The sequence below is a fragment of the Sphaerochaeta associata genome (assembly GCF_022869165.1).
GTDB classification, from domain to species: Bacteria; Spirochaetota; Spirochaetia; order Sphaerochaetales; family Sphaerochaetaceae; genus Sphaerochaeta; species Sphaerochaeta associata.
This window is the reverse complement of record NZ_CP094929.1, coordinates 3,089,113-3,108,014: the sequence shown is the minus strand read 5'-3', so window position 1 is coordinate 3,108,014 and position 18,902 is coordinate 3,089,113. Positions and strand designations below refer to the sequence as shown.

15 protein-coding genes are annotated in these 18,902 nt (G+C 48.2%); 10 read left to right on the top strand and 5 right to left on the bottom strand.

The window, feature by feature from the left end:
- The first annotated feature begins 70 nt into the window (after nt 1-70).
- Nucleotides 71-946: a hypothetical protein gene (locus MUG09_RS14340; protein WP_244772127.1), complete on the top strand. Its 876-nt coding sequence runs from the start codon at nt 71-73 to the stop codon at nt 944-946.
- A gap of 114 nt (nt 947-1,060) precedes the next feature.
- Nucleotides 1,061-3,058: a transketolase gene (gene tkt, locus MUG09_RS14335; RefSeq protein ID WP_244772126.1), complete on the top strand. Its 1,998-nt coding sequence runs from the start codon at nt 1,061-1,063 to the stop codon at nt 3,056-3,058.
- Between the two features lie 84 nt (nt 3,059-3,142).
- Here the strand turns inward: tkt and MUG09_RS14330 are convergent, their stop codons facing one another.
- Genes MUG09_RS14330 through MUG09_RS14310 form a run of 5 tightly spaced genes read right to left on the bottom strand, consistent with a single transcriptional unit; the run spans nt 3,143 to nt 8,178 of the window.
- Nucleotides 3,143-4,654, bottom strand: coding sequence for a tripartite tricarboxylate transporter permease (locus MUG09_RS14330; RefSeq protein ID WP_244772125.1), 1,512 nt, complete (start codon nt 4,652-4,654; stop codon nt 3,143-3,145).
- Nucleotides 4,655-4,688: 34 nt separating this feature from the next.
- A complete protein-coding gene (locus MUG09_RS14325; RefSeq protein ID WP_244772124.1) occupies nt 4,689-5,153 on the bottom strand; it encodes a tripartite tricarboxylate transporter TctB family protein in 465 nt (154 codons plus the stop codon).
- A gap of 60 nt (nt 5,154-5,213) precedes the next feature.
- Nucleotides 5,214-6,182: a tripartite tricarboxylate transporter substrate binding protein gene (locus MUG09_RS14320; RefSeq protein ID WP_244772123.1), complete on the bottom strand. Its 969-nt coding sequence runs from the start codon at nt 6,180-6,182 to the stop codon at nt 5,214-5,216.
- Between the two features lie 36 nt (nt 6,183-6,218).
- Nucleotides 6,219-7,178 carry a ComEC/Rec2 family competence protein gene (locus MUG09_RS14315; RefSeq protein WP_244772122.1) on the bottom strand — a complete coding sequence of 320 codons (960 nt, stop codon included), beginning with the start codon at nt 7,176-7,178 and terminating at the stop codon, nt 6,219-6,221.
- Nucleotides 7,179-7,182: 4 nt separating this feature from the next.
- Entirely contained in the window at nt 7,183-8,178 is a 996-nt protein-coding gene (locus tag MUG09_RS14310) for a LacI family DNA-binding transcriptional regulator (RefSeq protein ID WP_244772121.1), read from the bottom strand.
- A 210-nt stretch (nt 8,179-8,388) separates the two neighbouring features.
- On the opposite strand from MUG09_RS14310, the gene MUG09_RS14305 reads away from it, so the two are divergent.
- The 8 genes from MUG09_RS14305 to MUG09_RS14270 all read left to right on the top strand — a co-directional run bounded on the left by MUG09_RS14305 (nt 8,389) and on the right by MUG09_RS14270 (nt 18,830).
- Nucleotides 8,389-8,973 (top strand): class I SAM-dependent methyltransferase, encoded by a 585-nt coding sequence (locus MUG09_RS14305; protein WP_244772120.1) that lies wholly within the window; start codon nt 8,389-8,391, stop codon nt 8,971-8,973.
- 112 nt (nt 8,974-9,085) lie between these two features.
- On the top strand, nt 9,086-11,476 hold the full coding sequence (locus tag MUG09_RS14300; protein WP_244772119.1) for an EAL domain-containing protein: 2,391 nt from the start codon (nt 9,086-9,088) through the stop codon (nt 11,474-11,476).
- A gap of 231 nt (nt 11,477-11,707) precedes the next feature.
- Entirely contained in the window at nt 11,708-12,721 is a 1,014-nt protein-coding gene (locus tag MUG09_RS14295) for an ABC transporter substrate-binding protein (protein WP_244772118.1), read from the top strand.
- A gap of 62 nt (nt 12,722-12,783) precedes the next feature.
- Nucleotides 12,784-13,848 carry an ABC transporter ATP-binding protein gene (locus tag MUG09_RS14290; protein ID WP_244772117.1) on the top strand — a complete coding sequence of 355 codons (1,065 nt, stop codon included), beginning with the start codon at nt 12,784-12,786 and terminating at the stop codon, nt 13,846-13,848.
- Entirely contained in the window at nt 13,845-15,515 is a 1,671-nt protein-coding gene (locus MUG09_RS14285) for an ABC transporter permease (protein ID WP_244772116.1), read from the top strand. The genes MUG09_RS14290 and MUG09_RS14285 overlap by 4 nt, the downstream gene beginning before the upstream one ends.
- A complete protein-coding gene (locus tag MUG09_RS14280; protein ID WP_244772115.1) occupies nt 15,512-16,351 on the top strand; it encodes an inositol monophosphatase family protein in 840 nt (279 codons plus the stop codon). The genes MUG09_RS14285 and MUG09_RS14280 overlap by 4 nt, the downstream gene beginning before the upstream one ends.
- Nucleotides 16,312-18,045, top strand: coding sequence for a sensor histidine kinase (locus tag MUG09_RS14275; RefSeq protein ID WP_244772114.1), 1,734 nt, complete (start codon nt 16,312-16,314; stop codon nt 18,043-18,045). Before MUG09_RS14280 ends, MUG09_RS14275 begins: the two co-directional genes overlap by 40 nt.
- Nucleotides 18,030-18,830: a response regulator gene (locus tag MUG09_RS14270; RefSeq protein ID WP_244772113.1), complete on the top strand. Its 801-nt coding sequence runs from the start codon at nt 18,030-18,032 to the stop codon at nt 18,828-18,830. Before MUG09_RS14275 ends, MUG09_RS14270 begins: the two co-directional genes overlap by 16 nt.
- Nucleotides 18,831-18,902: the final 72 nt, after the last annotated feature.

The window sequence follows — 18,902 nt, the reverse complement described above, 5'->3', positions numbered from 1 at the left end:
GGCACAAAGATGCTAACCATTTGTCATACCTATGCTATGCTGTACCTACCTAATCTTTGGAGGAAGAGCTGTGAAACGGAATACATCTAGGATTATTCTTTCTTTGGTGATTGTCTTGTTGGTCTCTGCAGGCTTGTTCGCACAGACGTCTACTTCCGGTACGCTGAAATTTACCGGTGCTTGGGATGGAAAGAAGGGCATTGAAGCCAAGGCTGAAGCTGCCTATCAGGTGAAGATACCCATGCTTGTTGGTGAAGGTCCGCTGATGAGCGGCAACAACCTGAAACTCAAAACGCAGATCGGCGTCTCCCCGATTGCAGCAAGTGCAACATTGGACGCAGTCTTGACCCCGATTGCCGTTCTGGAAATCAGTCTTGGCGGTGGAGCCGGAACAGGTTGGGATTTCTCACTTATGAATCTTGAGGGGCTTCGCATCGCTCCAGGCGGAATTGGTACTGCATTTACTTCCGACCAGCTTGCAGGAACCTACTACATGGGAAGAGCAGGGGCAGCCTTCCAGTTTGATACCGGTGCCATCCTCAAGGGCGATTGGACCAGCGTTGTCATTCGTGCCTACCAAGAATTGAACTACAAAGGCTACACTGGAGCAACAGACAACACCACAGCCTGGGAATTCGAGAATGGCGGAGCAATGGTCAACGGCTTCAACTACAAGGGTGAGTATATACTCGGCTACCAAATGCCGCTGATCGTCAACCTTGTCGGTGTCCAGCTTGAAACCTATGCATACAATGTATTTGATGGTGCCAGAACCGGTCTGTTCAGCGACTTGAGCATCCTTGCCAATACGCAGATCAACGAGAACCTTTCTCTGCTTACGGCCGTGCAATTTACAAATTACGAGAAAACCGACAATAGAGAAATCGTGAAGAAGGCAGAGCCTGCCTTCAAACGCGTCGCAATGATTCTTAGTTATGGCTATTAAACGCTTTTGATACTTTTGACTAAATAGCGATACTACGGTATCTTGTCAGTAAGGATCACACCCCGGTTTCTCTTAGGTCCCGGGGTGTTTCTTATATCATGATTGGAGGGAAGGATGAAAACGAATCAATTGGCGGATGCAATCCGCATATTAAGTATGGATGGTGTACAGAAAGCAAACTCCGGACACCCCGGGGCACCCATGGGAATGGCCGATATCGCCGAGGTTCTCTGGCGAAAAATCATGGCACACAACCCCAAGAATCCAAGTTGGGCGAACCGTGACCGTTTCGTACTTTCCAACGGCCATGCCTCGATGTTGCTCTATTCACTGCTGCATTTAAGCGGCTATGACTTGGGAATCGAAGACCTCAAGCAGTTCAGACAGCTGCACAGCAGAACCGCCGGCCACCCTGAATATAAACTTACTCCGGGCGTAGAGACCACAACCGGACCTCTTGGCCAGGGACTTGCCAATGCCGTTGGTATGGCTTTGGCTGAAAAAATGCTTGCCGCCCAGTTTAACAAGGAAGGCTTTCCTGTAGTAAATCACTACACATACACCTTCCTTGGTGACGGATGCCTGATGGAAGGCATCAGCCATGAGGCAGCCTCGCTTGCCGGAACCTGGAAGCTTGGAAAGCTCATCGCCATCTACGACAACAACGGAATCTCCATCGATGGAGAGGTGAAGGGCTGGCTTACCGACGACACCGCCAAGCGCTTCGAGGCATACGGCTGGCAAGTGTTCAGGGATGTAAACGGACACGACTCCGATGCAATTCAGAAAGTAATTTCTGCAGCACGGTATGAAACTTCCAAACCCACCCTGATCATGTGCAAGACCACCATCGGCTATGGTTCCCCCAACAAGGGTGGAAAGGAGTCCTGTCACGGAGCTCCGCTTGGAAGCGATGAAGTCGCTCTTGCCCGCAAGCAGCTTGGTTGGGAGTATGACGAACCGTTCTTTGTTCCCGAAGACATCTACAAGGCTTGGGACCAGACAGAGCGCGGCGGCAAGCTTGAGCATAAGTGGAACGAGCTCTTTGCTTCCTATGAGAAAGCATATCCCGCAGAAGCAGCCGAGCTGAAGAGAAGACTCAATGGTGACCTTCCCACTGACTGGGAGAAGGCGTTCAACGACGTGGTAAAGCAGTGGCAGACAGAGAAGGTGAAGGTCGCAAGCCGCAAGGCAAGCCAGATGACCCTGGATGTACTCGGCAAGCTCCTTCCGGAGCTCGTCGGCGGATCGGCAGACCTCTCTCCCTCCAATCTCACCCAGTGGAAGGGTGTACAGGACTTTGACCCTGCAACAGGAAAGGGGACCTATTTGCGCTTTGGTGTCCGTGAATTCGGTATGACTGCAGTGCTCAACGGCATGGCTCTACACGGTGGCTTCCTCACCTATGGGGCAACCTTTTTGATGTTCATGGAGTATGCCCGTAATGCACTGCGCATGTCCTCTCTCATGGGACTTCGCAACGTTATGGTATTCACCCATGATTCCATCGGCTTGGGAGAGGATGGACCCACCCACCAGCCGGTTGAGCAGATTGCAAGCCTGCGCATGACTCCGAACATGACCACTTGGAGACCCTGTGACGCTGTTGAGACCGCCTGTGCCTGGAAGAGTGCGGTAAAGCGGACCAATGGCCCGACTGCTCTCCTGCTCAGCCGTCAGAACCTCGCGCCTCAGGAGAGAACAGACGAGCAGCTCTCTCAGATCTCCAAGGGTGCGTATGTTCTCTACCAATCTGCAGATAAACCAGAAGTAATACTCATCGGAACCGGCAGTGAAGTCTCCCTCGCCCTTGAAGCAGGCAAGAAGCTTGCTTCTGAAGGGAAGGCCGTTCGTGTTGTCTCCATGCCCTCTCCCGAGGTCTTCGAGCAGCAGGATGCCGCCTACAAGGAAGCCGTACTTCCTGCATCAGTAAAAGCCCGTGTAGCCGTAGAGGCCGCTTGGACTGATTACTGGTACAAGTATGTCGGCCTTGACGGCAAGGTGATCGGCATGCACAGCTTTGGTGAGTCAGGCCCTGCCGAGAAGCTCTATGAGTATTTCGGCATCACCGCAGACAAGGTATATGAGGCAGCTGCTTCCTTAATCAAATAAGCAGAGTTCAAAGACAAAAAATCAGCCCGCTTTTCCCAAAGGGAGGCGGGCTGTTTCTACCGTGGTTATCGATTAATGCGATATCTACTCCATCTGCGAAGCTTCCTTTCCTAAAGATCTCTGATGCAGGAAATTCTTGATCGTGAAAACGAGAATTGAACCAAAAGCTATAAGCAGGAAGGCGAGGCTGATCGGTCTCTTAATGAAGATCAAATAGCTTCCATCAGAGAGTATCAACGCCCTTCTAAAGTTCAGCTCTGCCAAGGGGCCGAGCACGATTCCCAGAAGAATGGGAACCAGCTGGAAATCCATCAAGCGCAAGTAGTACGCCAGAATCCCAAATACGAAGATATAGTAGACGTCGTACATGCTGTTGTTGGTTGAATACGCACCAGCTGCACAGAACGTCAACACAATACAGGCAAGGAGCTCAAAGGGAATTCTCGTAATATGGGCATAGAATTTTGTAAACACATTGCCTACGAGCCAAAGGCTGATGTTTACTACAATCAAACCCAGCATGATTGCAAACAAGATATTTCCTTGCTCTTTGAAAAGCATCGGTCCCGGGACCAAACCATGAACCATGAAAGCACCCATGAGTATGGCTGTCGCTCCATCTCCAGGTACCCCAAGCGTCAACATGGGAATCATAGTACCGCCACAAGCGGCATTATTTGCTGATTCAGAAACCGCCACCCCTTCTATTTCTCCCTTTCCGAACGTCTCAGGATGCTTTGACGATTGCTTGACTTGGTTGTAAGCGATGAAGGCAGCCAAACCTCCACCAGTGCCGGGTGTAGCGCCAATGATGATGCCGATGATGGTTCCGATCGTCAGGGGCTTCCGGCAACGACGGTACTCTTTTTGGGAAATCCTGCACCGGGTAATGGAAGCTGGATCAACGATTTTCCTATCAGTTTTAGGATTATACTTTGCCTTCATCAGAATTTCGGATATTGCAAAAAGGCCGATCAGGGCGATGATCAGGTCAATGCCTCTCCTAAGCTGAAGATTCCCAAAGGTGAATCTCATCGTACCACTTATGACGTCCAGACCTATGGTCGATACAAATATTCCGATGCAGGCTCCCATCAAGCCCTTGAGAATGCTGTTGTTCGAGACTCCTGCAATGACGGATAGACCGAATACCGCCAATGCGAGGTATTCTGCAGGTCCGAACATGAGTGTGACTTTGGCGATTGGAGGAGCAGCAAAAAGCAGAACGAACGCGCTGATCAAGCCACCAACTGTTGAGGCGTAGAGCGCCATGGAAAGTGCTTTGTATGCCTCACCGTTCTGCGTCATGGGATATCCGTCAAACAGCGTAGCCGCGTTGGCGGATGTTCCAGGAGTATTTATAAGAATAGCCGTAATGGATCCACCATACGTTCCTCCAACATAGATGGCCAGCAGAATCAGGATGGCGACGGTAGGCTCCAATGTATAGGTTAGAGGTATACAGAGAATGATACCCAAATCCGAGGTTAATCCAGGAATCGCCCCGACAACGATTCCAAGGATCAACCCCAGAGGAATTGCGAGCAATATTTGCCAATCGAATAAGATTTCTAAACCAGATAAGAATAAATCCATGTGTTTCACCTCTTTTAGAATGGTGCTTCTTTCGCTAGGGCAATGAGATGTTCAGGACAACGGAGAACACGAAGTATACCAACGCACTGATGCATAAGGCGATTGCGTAGTATGACTTTTTCCTTGCTCCGTAATACATCAGCACTGCGAATATGAGATAGATATTTGAGGCAATGAACCCGAACAGCTTGAACAACACAACATACACGATAACTATGGCGATATAGATGAGTGAACGAATACTATCCTTGAATACCCTGCTGGCATAGAACTCTTGTGAGAATACTATTTCTTTCTTTGGCAGAAGGAAGAGACCTTGGAGAAACAAAAGAAACGAAAAGATAGCGAGTCCGCCTAAGGCTATCTTTGGAACCGTCTGTGCATTGATTTCTGTGGTTTCCAATGTATTGATCTCAGTAGGAATCATCAGAAACAGAATCCCTGCGGCTATTGTAAACAACAGGCCGGCCACAATTTCTGCGTTAATTTTTACTTTCATACACTTTCCCGATTTACAAAGGGCAACAGAATAACCGTACTGTTGCCCTTCGATTTTTCCTTATTTAAGCAGATCGATATATTCCTTCATTGCGATTGTCTGAAGATCGATTTCCTTGATAATCTCATCTTCAGTAGCGGTCCAAGCCTCCATACCGAGACTGCTCATGAATGCCGTAAACTCAGGATCTGCATACACATCCTGGATAAACTTCGTCAGCACAGCTTTCTTTGCATCATCCACGCTGCTCTTTACTGCGAAATAATCCATTCCAACAAACTCGGCTCCAATTCCCTGTTCCTTGAAGGATGGGATTCTTCCAATACCTTCTACTTCGATGCCATCGGGAATGAAGGTACCGAGGCAGGCAAATTCACCGCTCTTTACGTATTCACGATACACGGGAGGGGATCCGATTGCTATATCGACATGTCCGCCAAGTAGTGCATTAATTGCATCTTGGCCGCCACTATAGGGGACCGCTTGCGCATTCAAGCCAAGTTTCTTGAACAGCACGCTGATCATCGTGTAACTATCATTGCCGGGGCCACCGGTGGTGGCATATTTAATGCTTTTCCCTGATTTTCCCAGAGCGATCAGCTGGTCAAGCGTTTTGATGTTGCTGTACTTCGGATTCGATAGAATGACGAACTCAACAATGCGCATGCCGATCAGAGGGGTAATGTCTTCAATCGTGTAATTAACTTGGACGAAGGCCGGTGTCAGCGAAAACAGCGGTCCATTGGATACAACCATTGTATAGCCGTCATCACTTGCCTGCATCAGTGCATCCATGGCAATTGTTCCGGCTCCGCCGATTTTGTTCTCGACAATGACGGGAACCCCGAGATACTTCTCCCCGTAGGAAGCGACTTTACGTGCAATGGTGTCAGGACCTCCTCCAAGTCCCCAGGGCATGATAATAGTCACTTTTTTGTTCGGGAATTTCACCTCTTCTTTTGCTCCTTGGGCAAAGAGAGTACCGACAATCAGCACCAACGAGAGTAGAACCAGTAACCATTTTCTCATTTTCTTTCTCCTTTTGTATTTTCATGTGACAAACTGTCACATTTTTACATCCAATTTATATTCGGCAACGATGAATCTAATGGCATCTGAGGCTTTGTGAGGCCTTGAAAAATAGGGTGAATACTCGGTTTCATCGGTAAAAAGAAACTGTATCGCTGGGTTTACCTGCTGCAATTGATTGTAGACATCTGCATTGGAACTGTTGTTTCTTCTGTCGCTTGATGAACTGGTAATCACATATTGGATTCTCAAGTTTTCTAGTAGTTTGCTTTCTATTGAGTCTTTTTGACCGTGATGCGGCAATTTGAGAACGTTCCCATTTTTGAGCAAAGAAAAAGTTTTTTCCCGCCAATTCTTCGGACAATTATCGGCTGGTAAAATAAATGTAAATCCTTCGTATCGTAAAGCGAGGACCAAACTGTGGTCATTGGAAATAGCATCCAACCTCTTTACCTGTTGTAGTTTTTTCAGTTGATCCTTCTCATCAACCAATACCTCAAGAGCCTTTGTGTATGCTTGTGTTTTGTTGTCAGTTGGCTCCAAAACTCTGACTTCCAAGGCAGAACCCACAGGATGGAAGCTTTGGAATTGCATAACATCGATACAGGGAATGGTATTGTCTTTTGCATAAGACAGTATGGTTTTGTATGCATTGAATGCCTTAACATATGCAAACAGATTAAATGGGACGTCTGACCCGATAACAACATCTTTGCTGTCAGAAATATGCGGGAGATAGGGGAGGAAGAAACGCTTGATATGCACCTGGTGAAGTATTTCAACTATACCGCATACATGGTCCTCATGAATGTGCGTGATGAGTACAAACTCAAGCGTAGAAACCTGTTCTTTTCTTAGGAATTCCTGCAGGGACACCCTATTCCCCACAAACTCCTGAGGAAGGCTGCTGCCTCCATCTATGAGGCCGTATTGTAAGCCAAGTTTTACGAGGATTGCATCGCCATATCCCACGTTGATAAATATTACTTCCATCATAAGTTTAAGCTGTTCCTCGAATAATCAGTTGCGTACCACATACATGTACTTGCTTCCCGGTAGAGTTTTTCTCAAGAATATCTATCAGCTTGCCTGCCGCCAGTTTCCCCATCTCTTCCTTGTCGATGCGTACGGTTGTAAGTTCCGGTTCAATGATTTCACTGAAGTTGCTATCATCAAATCCGACAATGGCGATATCCTTGGGAATGGCAATATGTGCGCGTAAGGCAATTTTTACAGCACCAATTGCGATGAGATCATTCGTTGCAAAGATGGCATCCGGTCGATGTTTGAGCGAGAGGAGTTGCTGAGCGGTATGCATAGCCTCCGCCATAGTCGGTTCTACCGTCTTGATAAACGCTTCATTGATGGGAATCCCATGGTTCTTCAGGGTGTCGGTATATCCTCTGAATCGTTCGTTATATACATACGGCGAGAAATGACCCGAAATAATTGCGATATCTCGCTTACCCTGTTCAAGCAAGTGTTCTATAGCTTTGACGGTTCCCCCGTAGTGATCGAGGGTGATGCAAATCAAATCTTCCATGTCGAATACATTATTCAATAACACAACCGGTATATTTTGTGATCTGAAGCTTTCAATAATGCTCTGCTCGGTTTGGCCGCAAATAATGACACCATCCATTTGCTTTTTGACATAGACTTGACCGGTGGGCAGTTGGATGTCCTTCTCAGAAGCGATGAAAACGGAGTAGCCTCGCTCTCTTCCTACTTGGAGTACTCCTTCAAAAACAGGAGAGTAGAAGGGGTTTAGCACTACAGGGTATTGCTGGTCGCTGACGATGAATCCAAGGTTGTTTGTCTTCTTGCGCACCATGGCTCTGGCAATCGCATCAGGAGTATAATTTACTTGTTTTGCAGCCGCATAGATGATGTTTCTTGTCTCCACCGACACCATTTCTGGTGAAGCAAAGGCTCGTGAGATTGTGGTTTTGGAATAGCCGCATACTCTTGCAACATCAAAGATAGTCGTACTCATCCATGCATCCCTTGAAATGAGAACGTTCTCATTTCTGATTCAACTATAGGACCACTTTCCTAATCTGTCAAATATATTTCAAAAATAACAAAATTTGCGTACATTTCTATAATTATGATCTCATTGAGAATGAATATTGCGTGTAAAGCCTAGCAAACTTGCTTGCATGGTAACACGTACAGTACTATCAAAACCTCGGAGGCCTCCCTGATGAACTACTATGACAAGCATGCAGACAGCTACATCTCCACTACCGTCTCGCTCGATATGAGTGTCCAGTACTCGTTGTTTCTTCCCTTTCTTCCACAAGGCGGCTCCATCCTGGATGCAGGCTGTGGAAGCGGAAGAGACAGCCTCTATTTTCTTGAGCATGGCTACAAGGTGGAGGCCTTTGACATCAGTGTTGCAATGGTCGAGCATGCAAGAGCTCTCACAGGCCTTGCAGTCCGAAAGCTCTCCTTTATGGAATTGGACTATGACTCAGCCTTCGACGGAATCTGGGCCTGTGCATCGCTCTTGCATGTACCAAGAACAGAATTACCTGCAGTGTTCGGCCTTCTTCATCGGGCATTGAAACCTCAAGGGCTGCTCTACTGCTCCTTCAAGGACAGGGAGGAGGACTTTAGTACTGATGGACGCTCATTCACCTGCTTCACCGAACAAGGGTTTCAGGCATTCCTCTCTGAGCTTTCTTTCTTTGAGCTGGTACAGGTCTCTCACTCACAGGATGTTAGGGAAGGCAGAGCCGATGAGCGGTGGTTGAATGTGCTTCTGAGAAAGAAAATATGGGCTTGAATATTTAGTTATATGTTTATTCTCAAAAAAGATACAAATAATCTCCCATTGCAACAGTTCCAAAGGTAGCATACTATTAAGAAGTTGCGCTTCGCCCAAGGGGGAGAAACCATTGCTCAGTACATCGCTGTTCGCCATGCTCTACATCACGGTATGCACTGTATCGTTGGTTACCGGAATTCTGGTTCTGCAGAACGACCGAAGTTCGAAAACCAATCACGCCTATTTTGCCCTTGTCGTCTCCCTGATCATCTGGACACTTGGTTTGACCGTATCTACTGTCACTTCCAGCATCACAATTGCTGTTTGGGGACAAATGGTATCCAGCTATGGTTGGGCGAACCTCTATGCGATTCTGCTTGTATTCGTTCTACGCCTGACAGGTCGTAAAGAGCGAGGCAATCACTATGCTCTCTTCATTCCCCCGATATTGTTGATGGTCGTCTATGGCCTTCCTCTGAATCTCTATGCATACAACTTGGAATTTTCCCCTTTCGGCTGGCTTTTCACCTCTACCAATACCTTTTGGGATTATGTGTTCTATGTCTATTTTACCGGATACACACTGCTGAGCCTATTCCTTTTGATCGCTTGGAAGACCGAAACGGAGAAGCACCAGAAGAAGCAGATATTGCTCTCCCTCTCTGTTGCCTTTCTTGTCGGCAGCGCATCCGATATTTACCTACCTTCATTTGGTGTACAGCTTCCTCAGCTGGCCCCGATCATCCTGGTCGTGCCCATTGTGCTCATAGCACAAGCCTTGCGAAGCAGGAATCCCGTTGTAACAGGTATTGATGCTGCCCCGCGGTATACGTACATATTTGTCGGTGTCGCCCTCTATGTGCTCATTTCAGTCCTGCAGGTTCGCTTGACGGCTTCCTCAAGTATTTTAATGGCCTTGAATCTGAATGAATCGACCTTTCGAGGCATCATAACACAGCTTCAGATGTTCATATCCATCTACCTTGTCATGCGGCAGAAGAAGACCGGAGTCATCGCCGCCTTGCTGATCAATGGTGCGAACCTTGTTTCCTCGGTGCTGTACTTGATCAGGACCAACTCGCCGGATCCAATCCCGGGCATCATCTCGTATATTGCAGTGATGCTGTTGATTTATCTCATAAGGGTGTTTGAACAACGCTCTGAATGGTACATATCTCACATCGATTCACAGCGTAGTGAGCTAGAGAAGTCACAGGACAGACTCTATAGCCTGGCATTCTATGACTCGTTGACCAAGCTGCCCAACCGTGATTATTTCATCAACCATGTCGACCAAACAATTACTACGCTGTCTGATGGCAGGCAGAAGCTTGCCATCCTGTTTCTCGATTTCGATTCCTTCAAGTCGATCAACGACACAGCGGGACATGCAACAGGCGATCTGGTATTGAGTAAAATCGCCCAGGTGCTTGTTTCTGTCTTGGATAAGGAGGATGTAATTGCACGTTTCGGAGGCGATGAGTTCCTTGTCGAGGTGAGAAGGCCGAAAGAGGAAGACTTACTATTGGTGACCAACGCCATCATGCAGGCGCTCAAGAACCCCATCGTACTCGAGCAAGAAGAGTACTTCCTGCCTGCAAGCATAGGTGTCTCCATCCATCCCGCCGATGGACGAGATGCCCATACCTTGATCATGAATGCAGACATCGCCATGTACAGCGCAAAAGCAAAGGGCAAGAACCAGGTGGTGTTCTGCAACGAAGAAGTGAAGGCACAGACAACTAGGCGGCTGCGCCTTACCAACGGTCTTTATCGTGCTCTTGATCGGAATGAACTGTTTGTCATGTATCAACCGCAGATGTGTACTGAAACGCAAAAGGTTTGTGGCTTTGAAGCGCTTGTGCGGTGGAACAATCCTGAATATGGATTGGTCCAGCCTCTGTTTTTCATTCCTTTGGCTGAGCAGACGGGTCTCATTCGTCCTATAGGTATGTTTGTATTCGAGCAAGCCTGCAGGCAATTGATTGCCTTCCAGCAGACATGCCAAGAGCGGTTGACCATGTCGGTCAACCGCTCGGTGGTGCAGCTCAAGGACGCACGCATTGTCGAGAATATGAAGAAGATTCTGAAGAAAACCGGGGTTGATGTTCATGCACTTCAAATTGAAATAACCGAGAGTGCGACTTTCCTGGACGAGCCGATTCTCCTAGAGCGAATATTTGAGTTGAAGCAGCTCGGCCTCAGCCTGGCCGTCGATGACTTTGGAACCGGCCACTCCTCCTTCAGCAGATTGAAAACCTATCCGATCGACCAACTGAAGATCGACATTGAATTCGTGCAAGGAATCACCACAGGTTCGGATAAGGACAAGGCCTTGATCAAGAGCATCATCCAGACAGCGAAGAACCTGGGAATGGAAGTCTTGGCAGAAGGTGTCGAGACAGAAGAACAACTGCAATTTCTCTCTCTACATGGCTGTGACAAGGTACAGGGTTTCTATTTCTCCAAGCCTTTGAAGGTTGAGGAGATCATCGCCAACAATCAGCAGATTGCATTCTGAGTCCGCTTCTCCTTACACATGCACTTTCGAGGGACTGAGATTCCCGGAATCTGAAACGTAATCAGGAATGATAATCCAAAGATTGCCTGATGACTCCAATTACGGCTGTCTTGATAGGTTGATTTTACGAATCTGTCGACATCATTGCTGTTTTCTCGCCTTGTGGGTGGAAAAGACCGGTTTTACACTACCATTAGGTCATCGCGTATGATCCAAAAAAGGAGAACAAATATGAAGAAAGCAATGGTGTTACTCACTGCAATGCTGCTGGTTGCATCAATCAGTCTCTTCTCTGCTGCACAGCCTGAGGCTAAACCCGTCTCCAATGAACTGACGCTGTATTACTCTCATGCTGCTGACTGGACTGATCCGATCATCAAGGAGTTTCAAGACCGTACCGGCATTAAAGTCAATCTTGTAGGTGCAGGAACCGGAGAACTGGTGTCCAGAATTCGGGCTGAAAAAGACAATCCTCTCTCGGATGTACTCTGGGGAGGCGGTTCCGACTCCTACCAGGTAATTGTCGACCTGCTCGAGCCCTACGAACATGCACACATGTCCTCTGTCCTGCCGGTAACCCGCGACCCGGGCAATCGCTGGCATGGAACCACCATCGACCCGATGGTCATCATCTATAATCCCAAGTTGGTAGCAGCAGCAGACGCTCCCAAGGGTTGGGCAGACCTTGTAAATCCAAAATTCAAGGGAAGAATCGCTCATGCCGACCCGGCCCGTTCGGGTTCTGCCTTCATGGCCCTCATCATTCAGTTGCTCTCCATGGGAGGTGACAATGAAACCGGTTGGGCATACATGAAGAACTTTGTTGTCAATCTGGACAGCAAGCTTCTTGGGTCGTCTTCGGGTACTTTCAAGGGCGTAGCCGACGGTGAGTATGCCGTGGGTATCACGTACGAGGAAGCCGCCTTGAAGTATGAGAGAGCCGGTGCCAATCTGAAAGTTGTCTATCCCATCGAAGGCTCGTCCAAAGTTCCCAGCCCCATCGCCATCGTGAAGGGTGCCAAGAACATGGAGAACGCCAAAAAGTTCGTCGATTTCATTCTCAGCAAGGATGTACAGGCACTGATGGGTGACCTCAATCGACGTACGGTGCGCACCGACATACAGCTGCCCTCCATCATGATTCCCAACGACAAGCTCGGCGATATTCCGTACGACACGGTCTGGGTTGGTCAGAACAAGGACCGTATCATGAACCAGTGGAAGAATCTTATCGTAGGTCGCTAAAACGTGTTGTAGTCCAGGCTTCCACGTGAAGCCTGGCATCTCTTCCAAAGGAGCCTGAGAGCATGAGTCAGCCATTATTCATTGAGGAAGTCACCAAGCGTTATGGGGACTTTACTGCCATAGACAGAGTTTCCATTTCAATAGATAAAGGGGAGTTCTTCACATTGCTGGGACCCTCGGGGTGCGGCAAGACAACCCTGCTGAGAATGATCGCGGGCTTCAACAGCATAGAGGCTGGCACCATCCGCTTCGGACAAACGGTAATCAATTCGATACCTGCCTATAAACGAAATGCAGGCATGGTTTTTCAGAATTATGCGATTTTCCCCCACCTCTCCGTATACGACAACGTAGCTTACGGCCTGAAAGCTCGGGGCTATTCAAAAGCGGAAATTGAAAAGGATGTAGAAGAAGTTCTGGGCCTGGTGAAGATGAGCGAGTACAAGGATCGGCAGCCGTCGCAACTATCCGGCGGGCAGCAGCAACGCATCGCCCTCGCCCGTGCCATCGTCATCAAGCCTGATGTGCTGTTGATGGATGAGCCGCTCTCCAACCTCGATGCAAAACTCCGCATCGAGATGCGATCGGTCATCAAGAAAATTCAACAGAACTTGAATATCACCACCGTCTATGTCACCCACGACCAGGAGGAAGCTTTGGCGATGAGCGACCGGATTGCCGTAATGAATCTGGGAACCGTGCAACAAATAGGAACTCCCTTGCAAATCTATACCCGTCCGCAGAACTCATTCGTATCGAACTTTATCGGCATTTCAAGTTTTTTGTCCTGCTCTGTTGCTGGCAATACAGTGTCGTTGCTTGGCCATGCCTTCGATATGAAGCTGGCAAGAGCATATACCGGCAACGCAGTGCTGGCGGTTCGTCCTGAAGAGGCAACACTGAAAACCATCGAAAATGGAGGTGTTGCAGGTAGAGTGCAATTTGCCACCTTCCTTGGGGACTTCATAAACTATGAAATCGAACTGGGTGGCGATTGTGTATTGCAAGTCAATGAATACCTGAAGGAGGGTTTGCCCATCAAGAAGACCGGAGACAAAGTCTGGGTGACCTTTGATCGGAAGAGCGTCAATCTTTTTACCGCCGATGGAAAGGAGAGCCTCGTATGAAAGAGCCCACCTGGTTGCAGAAAGGCTTGAACAGATTCGGATTCTGGGGCTTTGTTGTTCTCGCCGCGTTTGCCTTAGCTCTATTTTTCTTGGTCTATCCTCTGATCGGCATGCTTTCGCGCAGCTTCCTTCCCAACGAGGGTGGTGGATTCTCATTAATAAATTATGTTGACTTCTTCCGATTGCCATACTATTTCAACACCCTTAAACATAGTTTTGCAGTCTCGATCACGACTACCGTCTTTGCAATCCTTTTGGGAGTTCCGATGGGTTATGTGGTAGCACGTTTCAATATTCCGGGCAAGAAACTGCTCAATGCCATGGTGGTTATAAGCTTGCTCTCACCTCCTTTCATCGGAGCCTACTCTTGGATCATGCTTTTAGGCCGCAATGGATTCATCACCAACCTGGTAAGGCACATCGGTATTGAAATTCCTACCATCTATGGATTTCGTGGCTTGATCCTTGTTTTTACCCTTAAACTCTTCCCCTTTATCTATATGTATGTCCAAGGGGCGCTTCAGACATTCGACAGCTCTCTCGAGGAAGCTGCTGAGAATCTGGGTGTTCATGGACTAAAGAAGCTGCTCACTGTTACATTCCCCTTGATCATGCCCACAATCACCGCCGGGGCGGTAGTCGTGTTCATGACGAGTCTGGCTGATTTGGGAACCCCGATGCTCATCGGAGAGGGCTACAAGGTTCTCCCTGTTCTTGTCTATGAGGAGTACATGAGCGAAATCGGGGGTAACGCCACGATGGCAAGCACGTTGAGTGTCATCATCATCCTGTGTTCCCTGTCTGTTCTGTTGTTGCAGAAAATCTCCATCGGAAAGCGTTCATACTCCATGTCCGGCCTGCGTCCACCGGCTGTGAAGAAACTTGGAAAGCTGCCGTTTGTGGTGTTGACCATTCTTTGTTACTTCATCGCATTATGCGCCTTGGCTCCTCAGATAACAACGATGGTCACATCCTTTATTAAAACGCGAGGACCCTTGTTTGTCCCGGGATTCAGCTTGGAAAGTTATCGCTCGGTGTGGTTCAAGCTCTCGGCGAACATCGCTAGAACCTTTCTGTACTCCACCATTGCCATGATGTTCATGATTCTCATCGGCATGTTCACTTCCTATGTAATTGTCAGGCGGAAATCGAGCATCACCAATATTCTGGACTTCGTTCTCATGTCTCCCTACGTTATTCCAGGATCGGTATTAGGTATCATTTTGGTTATGGCCTTCAACAAGCCTCCCGTTGTACTGACCGGGACAGCGGCGATCATGATCATCAGCTACACGATCCGAAAGATTCCCTACATCATCCGATCAAGCACCGGCATTCTCTATCAGCTGGATCTCAGCAGTGAAGAGGCTTCGATAAATCTCGGAGTTTCCCCGATGAAGACGTTCTTCAAAATTACAGCAATTCTTATGCTTCCAGGAGTTCTTTCGGGAGCCATTCTCAGCTGGATTTCCACCATCAATGAATTGAGTTCCACCCTCATTCTCTACTCGGGAAGGACCGGAACCATCTCTGTGGCCATCTACACCGAGATTATGAAAGACGGGTATGGAACGGCCGCCGCACTTGCCTCAATCCTAACGTTTGCAACCATTATCAGCCTGCTTGTTTTCAATACCCTGACCAAGGGTAAAGGGAGTGTTGTATGACAAGGACCCTTTTCACCGACCGTTTGAAAGTCGCTTGCAGTGCGGCCAGAAAGGCCGGTGAAATGATCCTGTCCGCTAATATGACGAATATTGCGTTCCAAGCAAAAGGAAAAAGTGATGTTGTCACCCATTTGGACACCGCCAGCGAGCGCCTGATTCGTGATTTGATTCATCAGTCGTTTCCATCGGACAACTTCCTTGGTGAGGAGGAGGGTCTGGTTGAGTATGGTGATGGAGGAACCTGGATAGTCGATCCCATAGACGGCACAAACAATCTGGTCCATGGCATCCCCGGTTATACCATCAGTATTGCCTACGAGGTGACTGCCGCAAATCCAGTTCTAGGAGTTGTGTTCTCTCCTCAAACCAATGAACTCTTTCATGCTGCACAGGGTTCAGGCGCTTTCTTGAATGGCAAGGAAATTCGGATTTCTTCTGTTGAGTCCATTGATGATGCAGTAAGTATTGCGCCTCCTCCCTTACGAGTACCCTTGCTCATCCCTGCACATTTGAAAATCTATGAGCTTCTTTGCAGAGAGGGTGGTGATATACGTGACTTTGGGTCGGCGGCGCTTCATTTATGCTATGTGGCCATGGGGCGTGTAGAGGCTTTTGCAGAGTTCCGGCTCAAGTACCATGACTATGCTGCCGGGAAGGTATTGGTTGAAGAGGCAGGAGGTTGTTTCTCTTCCTTGCACAGTGTTGACCACATGCCCTATCAGGATATTCTTGCCACAAACAAAGCTCTTTTCCCATGGTATACTCATTCCATTCGAACTCTATTGGGAGAGCCGGCGTGCAACGACGATTCAGAAAGTTCTTCTCACAGCTACTGATCTCGTATCTCCTTATCGGCGTGTTGCCGTTGGTGATTATCGGTCCCCTGGCTTATTCTCTGGTGCGTAATGTTCTGTTGGATCGAGTACGCACAACAACAATAGAAGTCAATGAACGCCTCTTTCTTCAGCTTCAGAGCTTGGTTGGTGACACCCTGACTGTGTTGGATGCGATTGCCACCGACCAAGCCTTTCTTCCTCTGTATGCACCACAGATTTCTCAGGAACAACAAACCAATCTCTATAATGCACTGTTTCTTCTGCTCACCGCCCGCCATCTCAAACCCTCGGTGCATGTAGTATCACTTGATGGCCAGGTTCGATTGAACTCCGTTGAGACTCCTCTGGAGTACACGCAACAACCCTATCGTAGCTGGGGTGTTCTTCGAAAAGCATTCCTTGCGAATGGAGCGGACGTGTTGTACCTCCATGCCGCTCAGGACGGACTTGGGCGAATACTTACACTCGCCCGCTATGTCAAGCAAGCCTCCTTTGAAGGCTTCATTATTCTCGATGTTCAATTTGATCAACTTGCTGAGGTGTTGGAAACGTACGTATCTGCACACTTTCCGTATGTGGCAATACTCGATGAGCATATGACAAGCAGTCGAATGCTCAATGGCATATTCAGCGAGCAAGAGCTTGATTTTATCCGACAGAACAGGCAAAGCATGCATAACCCGGTATCCACCATCAACGGCCAACGCTTTCTTCTCTCTGTTCAGACCGACCGTGAGCTTGCGGTCTCGCTAGCTTCTCTCTATCCACTGGCCCAAATCGATGAGATTACTTCCATTATGGCTACCATCAGTATTTCACTGGGCACACTGATGACCCTCTTGTGCTTTTATCTTGCCTATCGATACAGTCGCAAAGCTTCCAAGCCGCTGGATGAAGTTGTTGCATTATTGAAGCGTGTCAGCGAGGGTGATTTTTCTGCTCGCACGCACATCACTGGCAATGATGAGTTTAGTGTGCTTGGTGAATCGGTGAACCAGATGGTAATGGACATGGAGCGATTGCTGCTGACCAACCAACAAAAGGAGCAGAGCCTCAGGACGGCACAAATCAAGGCTTTGCAGGCGCAAACCAAGCCTCACTTCATATTCAACTGTCTTGAGTTGGTTAAATGGTACATCATGCTCAACCAGTCCGAGGAAGCTTCCGCCACAATTGTTGAACTTGGATTGCTTCTTCGCAGCACGCTGGATTTGGCCGAGGGAGTGATTACCCTCGAGGAGGAACTGGCAATTATCTCTCACTATCTGGCTTTACAGCAACGTAGGATGGGAGAACGTTTGATAGTTGAGTGGGATATTGATCCGGAACTTTATACACTCATAATCCCCCGCTTTCTGCTTCAGCCGCTCGTGGAGAATGCCCTTATGCATGGACTTGAGAAGAAACGGGGAAAGGGGAGCTTGACCATCAGCGCAAAGCGGGAGGATGCTTCCATACTCTTCAGTATTGCCGATGATGGGGTCGGCATGGAGAGCCAGAAGGCGAAGTCCATGGCTTCTTATCGGGAAATCGCCGACGCCATGCAGGAGGGTACAGGCCTGCAGAATGTCCAAAGACGACTTTCGCTCAACTATGGCAGTGCTTGTGAATTCTCCATCAGCTCTGAAGTAGGCAAGGGGACTACCATTACGATTCGTATACAGCAAGGAGCGCTGCAATGGAAGAAAGGCTGAAGGTGTTGGTTGCCGAAGATGAGACCATTCTCAGAAAGGGCTTGATTCTCACCACCGATTGGAAGGCTTTGGGAATGGTGGTTATAGCCGAGGCTGATAATGGTATTGATGCTCAAGAACTTGCACTCAAATTGGAACCCGACATCCTGGTTACCGATATAGCGATGCCCGGTATGGATGGGCTTGAGCTTATCGGGATTCTTTCTGATCAATTGCCGGATTGTGAGTGCATTATTATCAGCGGGCATGCCCAGTTCTCCTATGCCCAGAAGGCACTCGGTTACGGAGTCAAGGGCTATATTCTCAAGCCTATCGATCCTAAGGAGCTGATGGTAGTGCTTTCCAAGGCCGCTAAGGAGATTTACAACAGGAAGCAAGAACGGGAGAAGGATCTCGAACTGGAACAGCTAAGAGAGCTTTCCGAGCGATTCCTGCCCACCAAAGTCAGTACCACGAAGGATTATCGTGACCAATATATCCAAAAAGCCATTTCCGTCATCGAACAACATTATGCGGAGCATCTGAACGTCGCCGATATCGCCGAGCATATGGGATTAAGTGAGAGAACACTCTCGAATTTATTCAAGGATCGCACAGGATATACTTTTCTTGAGTACCTGACGTTATACAGGATGCGAATAGCCACTTCTCTTTTGCAGCAAAAGGAACGACAGGTGGGTGAAGTCGCCCTTCTGGTGGGCTATAAAGACTATCGGTATTTTTGCAAGATTTTTAAAAGCTGTTTCAATGTCACCCCGCTCGAGTTCAAGAAGGGTGAACTGTGAGAGTCCTGCATGATGTAATCACCTGAAATTCCGACTTGTTCGCAGCACCAATCGGCCTTACAATCAACGTCA

Excerpts from the sequence above, each read along its gene's own strand:
- MUG09_RS14270 (WP_244772113.1), top strand. The coding sequence starts at position 18,030 with ATGGAAGAAAGGCTGAAGGTGTTGGTTGCCGAAGATGAGACCATTCTC.
- MUG09_RS14285 (WP_244772116.1), top strand. The coding sequence starts at position 13,845 with ATGAAAGAGCCCACCTGGTTGCAGAAAGGCTTGAACAGATTCGGATTC.
- tkt (WP_244772126.1), top strand. The coding sequence starts at position 1,061 with ATGAAAACGAATCAATTGGCGGATGCAATCCGCATATTAAGTATGGAT.
- MUG09_RS14280 (WP_244772115.1), top strand. The coding sequence starts at position 15,512 with ATGACAAGGACCCTTTTCACCGACCGTTTGAAAGTCGCTTGCAGTGCG.
- MUG09_RS14305 (WP_244772120.1), top strand. The coding sequence starts at position 8,389 with ATGAACTACTATGACAAGCATGCAGACAGCTACATCTCCACTACCGTC.
- MUG09_RS14320 (WP_244772123.1), bottom strand. The coding sequence starts at position 6,182 with ATGAGAAAATGGTTACTGGTTCTACTCTCGTTGGTGCTGATTGTCGGT.
- MUG09_RS14330 (WP_244772125.1), bottom strand. The coding sequence starts at position 4,654 with ATGGATTTATTCTTATCTGGTTTAGAAATCTTATTCGATTGGCAAATA.
- MUG09_RS14290 (WP_244772117.1), top strand. The coding sequence starts at position 12,784 with ATGAGTCAGCCATTATTCATTGAGGAAGTCACCAAGCGTTATGGGGAC.
- MUG09_RS14295 (WP_244772118.1), top strand. The coding sequence starts at position 11,708 with ATGAAGAAAGCAATGGTGTTACTCACTGCAATGCTGCTGGTTGCATCA.
- MUG09_RS14310 (WP_244772121.1), bottom strand. The coding sequence starts at position 8,178 with ATGAGTACGACTATCTTTGATGTTGCAAGAGTATGCGGCTATTCCAAA.
- MUG09_RS14315 (WP_244772122.1), bottom strand. The coding sequence starts at position 7,178 with ATGATGGAAGTAATATTTATCAACGTGGGATATGGCGATGCAATCCTC.
- MUG09_RS14325 (WP_244772124.1), bottom strand. The coding sequence starts at position 5,153 with ATGAAAGTAAAAATTAACGCAGAAATTGTGGCCGGCCTGTTGTTTACA.